Below are 7344 nucleotides of genomic sequence, written 5' to 3' on the forward strand. Positions count from 1 at the left end.
GCGCGCGTGCGGCGGTGTGGGTGAGCATGGAGCCGGGCGCCTCGACCTTCTCGAGGTGAGCGGCCGAACCCCGGCCAATGGTGGTCATGATGTCCTCCCTGAGTTTCGATTCCTTGCCTGTGACCCTGCCCGATGCCTCGTTACATCGATTGAGGCCAATGACCTGACTTCGGCAGGACCAAGGTCCTGCTCAGATGTCGCCCTCGTGCACGACTGCCACAGAGCAGGCCGTGTGACGAAGGACGTGCTGACTCACCGAACCGAGCAGAATGCCGGTGACCGGGCCGCGGCCACGGGTGCCGACGACGACCAGCTGGGCATTCCGGCTCGCCTTGGACAGGACAGCGGCCGGGTGGTCCAGCACAGCTTCGGCCGCGATATCCAAGCCTGGGTTCTTCTCCCGCAGCCCGGCGATCAGCTCCTCGAACGGCTCGCGTTCGTCCGCCGGGACTACGCGTGGGTACAGCTCGGGGTCTTCCCAGAGCCCGGTGACCGGTGGCCAGGCCCGGATGACGCGAAGGCCGGTTCCCCGCGCGACGGCCTGGTCGACCGCGAACATCAGCGCAGCGTGCGACGAGGCGGACTCGTCGACCCCGACCACGACCGGGCCGGCAACTCTCGTGTCGGCGTGCGCGACCACCACCGGGCAGTGCGCCTGAGCGCTGACCGCGACGCTGACCGAGCCCAGCAGTCCGGCCACGCCGCTGCTGCCGCGGCTGCCCACGACGATGAGGCCGGCTTCGGCGGAGCGTTCGATGAGGGTGAGCGCCGCGCTGGCATAGACGATCGACGTCCTCGTCCGGACGTCCGGGTGGGTGGTCCGCGCATTCGCGACCAGCTCGTTCAGCATCCCGTGCACGGCCCGATCGGTCTCCCCGTCCGGCCAGACGGCGGGAGCGGGCACGGTCGCGGTCGCCGGAGCCCAGGTGGGCCAGTGGTACGCGTAGAGGAACTCGACAGTTGACCCGGTTCGGGCGGCCTGGTCGAGCGCCCATTTGGCGGCCGCCCGGGCACCCGCGGACGTGTCGTAGCCGACGAGGATGGTGCGAGTGGACATGGTGTTCCCCTTCGAGATGCCGGTCACGACGCCGGAGTGGTGGGGTGGCGCACGGTCAGTACAGGACACTCGGCGTGGTGCAACAGCTGCTGACCGGCGGAGCCGAGCAACGCCCCACCGACGATGCCGTGTCCGTGGCTGCCCACGATGACAAGTTGTGCGTCCGCCGAGGCGCTGACGAGGGCCGCGGCGGCGCTGTCGTGGGTGAGCACGACCCGCACCGGAACCTGGGGGTACTTCTCGGCCCACGGCGCCAGCAACTCGTCGACCGCCGCCCGCTGGATCGCGTCCTCGGCCGGGGTGTCCACCTCGACCGGCCGCACATTGGTCAGCCAGAGCGGGATCACCGGCAGGAAGGCGCGCACCACGGTCAGTGCCACCCCGCGGGCGCCGGCGGTCTCAAAAGCCGCCTCCAGCACCTGCTCAGCTACCGGAGACTCGTCGAGGCCGGCCACCACAGGGCCGGTGGGATTGGTCCGGCCACGCACCACCACGACGGGGCAGGGTGCGTGAATGGCGACACGTTGGCTCACGGAGCCGAGCAGGAGCCCGGCGAATCCTCCGCGACCACGGTTGCCCACGACAAGTAGCGCCGCGTCGTGCGACGCGCTGAGCAGACCGGGCACGGCGTGGCCGATGATCGTCTTGATCTCGATCTCGATTCCAGGAGCGACAGCCCGGGCCCGGTCGCGGGCGGCGGACACAGTGGCATCAGCGATCGCCCTCGCGACATCGATGTATTCGTTGCCGATGTCGAAGCGGGACTCGTGCCAGTCCCATTCGTAGGCATGCACGATGTGTAGCGGGACCCGGCGACGCCGAGCTTCCCTGGCTGCCCATTCCACGGCGGCGCTGCCGCAGGCTGTGCCATCCGTGCCGACGACCACACCCGGTTTCCTCATGTCCGCTCTCCTTCCGATCCACCCTCGATCGTCGACCGCCCGGGAGCGGCAGAGCAGGGTGCGAGGTCCCGTCCGGGCGGGCCGAAGGGCCCCGTCATCGTCGGCAAGGACGGGGTCCGGGGCCGAAGGACCTACCATCGGGTGCCCACCGGCGGTGACGATGGCCCGCGTCGCAGGCCTAGCCTGCGGTCATGCGGACCGACCGGCTGATCACTCGAGTTCTTCCGGTGATGGTCGGCGTGAACGGTTCGGACGCCACGCCGGCGCTGATCGACTTCGCAGCGGCAGAGGCCGCTACCTACCAAGTCCCACTGGTGCTGGTCCACGTCTGGCCGGGCCGATACCTCGGGGCGTTCCGGGGCCGGAGCGCCCAGCCGTCACCGGCGGACGCACAACGACTGCTCACCCTGGCTGCGGCCCGCGTCGGACTGGTCGCCCCGGAGGTCACCACACACACGCAACTGCTCGACGGCAGTGCTGCGCGTCTGCTGGAGCGTGCTTCGTCGCGGGCCGGCCTGCTCGTCGTGGGACACCGGGACCGGGCGGACGCGCGGTCGGCCTGGGGCTCGACCACGGCCTACCTTGCCCACCACAGCGCCTGTCCGCTCATGATCCACCATGGATCGGCTCGGGACGACGGTCCGGTCGTGGTGGCGGCCTCTCTGCGGCCCACCGGCGAAACCCCCCTGGGCTTCGCCTTCGAGAGAGCGGCGCGGGCGGGTGCTCCACTGATCGTGGTGCACATGTGGACGACGGAACGTGCCGCCGCCGAACACAGGCTGAGCTTGGCCCTGAAGAGATGGACCACCCGGTTCCCGGGGGTTGCGGCCGAGTGTCTCGTCGTGACCGACCTCGACATGCCGCACACCATCGAGCGGTCCCTGCGCCGCGGGCGTCTGATGGTCGCCGGCACCGGCAGCCGCGGCAGTTTCACCGAGCTCCTCGGCAGCGTTCGAGAGTCACGCCTGGGCCCACCGGCGCGCTGTCCCAACGTGCTGGTCCCGCCCGAGCGGCCTCAGATGGGGCCGAAGGACCCTGGGAAGCCGGGCCCTGCGACGAAAGTCTGAGGGAGAGCCGACGAGGAGGAGCGATGACCGGCACGATCATTCCACCCACCCGGGATGTCCTCGTCGACTGTGTGCGCACCGCTACGGCGGCGCCGTCATTGCACAACAGTCAACCGTGGCAGTTCCGCATCCGGGGATCTCGGATCGAGGTGTACGCCGACCCGGCACGACGCCTGCGGGTGCTCGACCCGGACGGCCGCGAGCAGCTGATCAGCCTCGGCGCGGCTCTCTTCACGCTGCGGCTGGCGATTCGCCGCAGCGGTCACCGCTCCGATTACGAGGTCTTCCCCGACGCCGACCGGCCCGACCTGGTGGCCCGGATAAGGGCAACCTGCCCGTCCCCGGTGCTTCCCGCGGTCGAAGCGCTCGCGGCGGCCATCCCTCACCGACACACCAACCGTTGGCCCTTCGCCCGGACCGCTGTCCCGGCGGCGGTGCTCGATCACCTGCGCCACGCTGCCGGCCGAGAGGGCGCGCTGCTGGCCAGCACCGGGCCGGCGGGCCGTGACGCTCTGCTGCGCCTTGCCCGCCACGCCGACCAGCAGATCCAGAAGCAGCCGGGCTATCGGGAGGAATGCGCCCACTGGAGCGGCTCCAGCTCCCGGCCCGATGGCGTGCCGCCATGGGCGATCGGCCCGCCGGATGCCTACGAGATGCTGCCGATCCGCGACTTCATCGAGTCGGCGGCCACCCGGCCACGGCCGAGCGACCGTTTCGAGCCGAACCCCTCCGTGCTCGTCCTGGCCACTCAGAACGACCGACGCGTCGACTGGGTTCGCGCGGGACAGGCCCTGCAGCGAGTGCTGCTCACGGCCACCTGGCACGGGCTGGCGACGATGCCCATCAGCCAGCCGATCGAGTTGCCGTCGGTACGCCGGCTCCTGATCGAACCAACCTCCGGCCTGAGCGCGCAGATGCTCCTGCGTGTTGGCTACGGACGGACCATCGGCCGCACGCCGCGGCGCCCACTGGCGGAGGTGCTGCTGCCGACCGGGCGCCGGACACAGAATTACCGGTGACCAAGGTCCCGGCCCGGTGAGCCTATCGGCCGGTTCGCCCTCGTCCGGCAGGCGAGATGGTGGAGGTGAAACCAGAGAAGGAGGGACGATGTCAACCGCCACCCTGCCACGCCGGGAAGCCATGGTGCCCCAACCGGTCCTGGTCGCCGTGGACGATGACGACAACGCCGGATCGCTTCTGCGGCGAGGCCGCGAGGAGGCCGACCGGCTCGGTGTTCCGCTCCGAGCGACTCACATCTGGTCACACTGCCGGCCCCCGAACTGCTCCCATCACCGCCGTTGCCACCGCGATCTGAGCGAGGCGAGCCGTCTCCTCAACACACTCCTCGACGAGAACCTGGCTGATGCGGGTCCTCCGGTGGAACGTGATGTCCTGCACGACGACGACCCGGCGAGGGCCCTGATCGAGCTCAGCGCAAAGGCGTCGCTACTGGTCATCGGCGCATCCAGTGACAACCGCGCGCCGGCCGGAGCGCTGGGCGAGACATGCCGGGCGTTGATGCGCGACGCCCGATGCCCCCTGGCCGTAGTGCGGAATCGACGCCTTTCGGTCACCCGCACCGGCTGGTGAACCCCCCAATCAAGCGAGGAGTTCCGATGACCACCGCAAGCACGGTCGACCTTCTGGTGACCAACGGGCTGAAGGCCCTCGCCGACTACGCCGCCTTCGACCAGGAGCAGATCGACCGGATCGTCAAGAAGGCGTCGGTCGCGGCTCTCGACCAGCACGCCGGTCTCGCCCGCCTCGCCATCGAGGAGACCGGTCGCGGCGTCTTCGAGGACAAAGCAGTCAAGAACATCTTCGCCTGTGAGCACGTGACACATGGCATGGCCAAGGTACGCACCGTCGGTGTCATCAGCGAGGACGAGATCAGTGGCATCGTCGAGATCGCCGATCCGGTCGGTGTGGTCGCCGGCATCACCCCCGTGACCAACCCCACCTCGACCACCATCTTCAAGGCGCTTCTCGCGCTCAAGACGCGCAATCCGATCGTCTTCGCATTCCACCCGGCTGCACAACGGTGCAGCGCCGAAGCGGCCCGCGTGGTGCGCGACGCAGCTGTCAAGGCCGGGGCTCCGCGCCATTGCATCCAGTGGGTCGAGCAACCGTCGGTGGAGACGACAACAGCCCTCATGCATCACGAGGGGATCGCGACGATCCTGGCGACCGGCGGCAACGGCATGGTGCGCGCGGCTTACTCGGCCGGCAAACCCGCGCTGGGCGTCGGCGCCGGCAACGTGCCGGCGTACGTCGAAGCCGGTGCGAAGCTCACGCGGGCCGTCCACGACATCGTGCTCTCCAAGTCCTTCGACAACGGCATGATCTGCGCCTCGGAGCAGGCCGTCATCCTCGCTGAGGAGATCTATGACGCGGCTCTCGCGGAGTTCGAGCGGCTGCACGCGTATGTCACCACGACCTCCGAAAAGACGCAGCTGGAGCGGTTCATCTTCGGCGCCGACGGCAAGCTCAACCCTGATGTGGTGGGCCGGACCGCGGCCTGGATCGCCGAGCGGGCAGGATTTGAGGTGGCGGCGGACACGTCGGTGATCCTCGCCGAGGTGGGCGACGTGGGCCCGGCCGAGCCGCTGACCCGCGAGAAGCTGGCGCCGGTGCTCGCGGTGCTACGGGCGCACAGCCGCGACGAGGGCATGGATCTCGCCGCCCGGATGGTGGAGTTTCACGGCCTCGGCCACAGCGCCGTCATTCACACCGAGGACGCGGACCTGGTCAAGGAGTTCGGACGTCGCATGAAGGCGGTTCGGATCATCTGGAACTCGCCGGCGTCGCAGGGCGGTATAGGCGACATGTACAACGCGTTTCTGCCCTCGCTCACGCTGGGCTGCGGCAGCTACGGCCGTAATTCGGTGTCGGACAACATCTCGGCCGTCAATCTGATCAACATCAAGCGGATCGGCCGGCGCACCAACAACCTGCAGTGGTTCAAGGTGCCGTCGAAGATCTTCTTCGAGCCCCACGCCATCCGCTATCTCGCCGACATGCCAGGCGTGCGACGGGTGACCGTGGTGACAGACGAGACCATGACCAGGCTCGGCTTCGTCGACCGGGTCAACCGGGTGCTGCAGACCAGACCGGAACAGATCGCGCTGCAGATCATCGACGACGTCGAGCCCGAACCGGAGATCACCACGGTGGAACGCGGCGCAGCCCTGATGCGTTCCTTCCGCCCGGACACCATCATCGCCCTCGGCGGCGGGTCGGCGATGGACGCCGCCAAGGTCATGTGGCTCAAGTACGAACACCCTGAGGTCGACTTCGAGGACATGCGGGAGAAGTTCTTCGACATCCGCAAACGGGCATTCGCCTTCCCGCCCCTGGGCGATCTGGCCCGCCTGGTGTGCGTGCCCACCACATCGGGCACCGGCGCGGAGGTGACTCCGTTCGCTGTCATCACCGATCATCGGACGGGCAAGAAGTATCCGCTCGCCGACTACGCGCTCACGCCGACCGTTGCCATCATCGACCCCGAGCTGACCGCAAGCCTGCCACGGGTCATCGCTGCCGACAGTGGCTTCGACGCCCTGACACATGCGATCGAGACGTACGTGTCGGTCTATGCCAACGACTTCACCGACGGTCTCGCGCTGCACGCCATCCGGCTGATCTTCGCCAACCTCGAGCAGTCGGTGCTGACCGGCGACACGCAGGCACGCGAGCGCATGCACAACGCCGGCACGATCGCGGGCATGGCGTTCGGCAGCGCGTTCCTCGGCATTGTCCACGCGATGTCGCACACGCTCGGGGCGAGCTTCCACATTGCCCACGGCCGCACGAACGCTGTGCTGCTGCCTCATGTGATCCGCTACAACGGCACCGTGCCCGCCAAACTCTCCAGCTGGCCCAAGTACGAGACCTACCGTGCGCCGGAACGCTTCGCGGAGATCGCCAAGATGCTCGGGTTGCCCGCCGCCACCGCGACCGAGGGCGTCGCCTCTCTGGCTGACGCCGTCGAGAGGTTGCGCGACGCCGTCGGCATCGAAGCGTCCTTCGCCAAGCTGGGCGTGGACGAGGAGGAGTTCCTGGCCGCCTTGCCGCAGCAGGCGCTCAATGCCTACGAGGACCAGTGCGCCCCGGCCAACCCGCGGATGCCGATGCTCGACGACCTGGAACGGCTGATGAAGGACGCCTACTACGGGTGATTCCAGGTGGCGTCCGGCCCGTGCGGCAGGGCCGGACGTCGCTGCCGCCTGGCGCGCAGGCCTCCTAAGGGCTCGCCGAGAAATAACACGTTGGTTGGATCTTTATCGGGCGGGGTTTAGGACCGTTTGGTGCCGGCCGC

The 7344-nt window shown here is 68.7% G+C and carries 6 protein-coding genes; 4 read left to right on the plus strand and 2 right to left on the minus strand.

Annotated features, from left to right (window positions below; translation table 11 throughout):
• Positions 1-190: 190 nt before the first annotated feature.
• Positions 191-1057, minus strand: a complete 867-nt coding sequence (locus tag LXN57_RS47355; RefSeq protein ID WP_251804900.1) for a universal stress protein — start codon at positions 1055-1057, stop codon at positions 191-193.
• Positions 1058-1080: 23 nt separating this feature from the next.
• On the minus strand, positions 1081-1959 hold the full coding sequence (locus tag LXN57_RS47360; RefSeq protein ID WP_251804901.1) for a universal stress protein: 879 nt from the start codon (positions 1957-1959) through the stop codon (positions 1081-1083).
• Positions 1960-2150: 191 nt separating this feature from the next.
• On the opposite strand from LXN57_RS47360, the gene LXN57_RS47365 reads away from it, so the two are divergent.
• The 4 genes from LXN57_RS47365 to adhE all read left to right on the plus strand — a co-directional run bounded on the left by LXN57_RS47365 (position 2151) and on the right by adhE (position 7204).
• Complete coding sequence (locus tag LXN57_RS47365) at positions 2151-3026, plus strand: universal stress protein (protein WP_251804902.1); 876 nt, start codon at positions 2151-2153, stop codon at positions 3024-3026.
• A gap of 23 nt (positions 3027-3049) precedes the next feature.
• Positions 3050-4045: an Acg family FMN-binding oxidoreductase gene (locus LXN57_RS47370; RefSeq protein ID WP_251804903.1), complete on the plus strand. Its 996-nt coding sequence runs from the start codon at positions 3050-3052 to the stop codon at positions 4043-4045.
• 88 nt (positions 4046-4133) lie between these two features.
• A complete protein-coding gene (locus LXN57_RS47375; protein ID WP_251804904.1) occupies positions 4134-4616 on the plus strand; it encodes a universal stress protein in 483 nt (160 codons plus the stop codon).
• A gap of 26 nt (positions 4617-4642) precedes the next feature.
• Positions 4643-7204 carry a bifunctional acetaldehyde-CoA/alcohol dehydrogenase gene (gene adhE / locus LXN57_RS47380; protein WP_251804905.1) on the plus strand — a complete coding sequence of 854 codons (2562 nt, stop codon included), beginning with the start codon at positions 4643-4645 and terminating at the stop codon, positions 7202-7204.
• The last annotated feature ends 140 nt before the right edge of the window (positions 7205-7344 follow it).

Origin of the sequence: Paractinoplanes hotanensis (assembly GCF_023717965.1) — a bacterium.
Taxonomy (GTDB): Bacteria; Actinomycetota; Actinomycetes; order Mycobacteriales; family Micromonosporaceae; genus Actinoplanes; species Actinoplanes polyasparticus.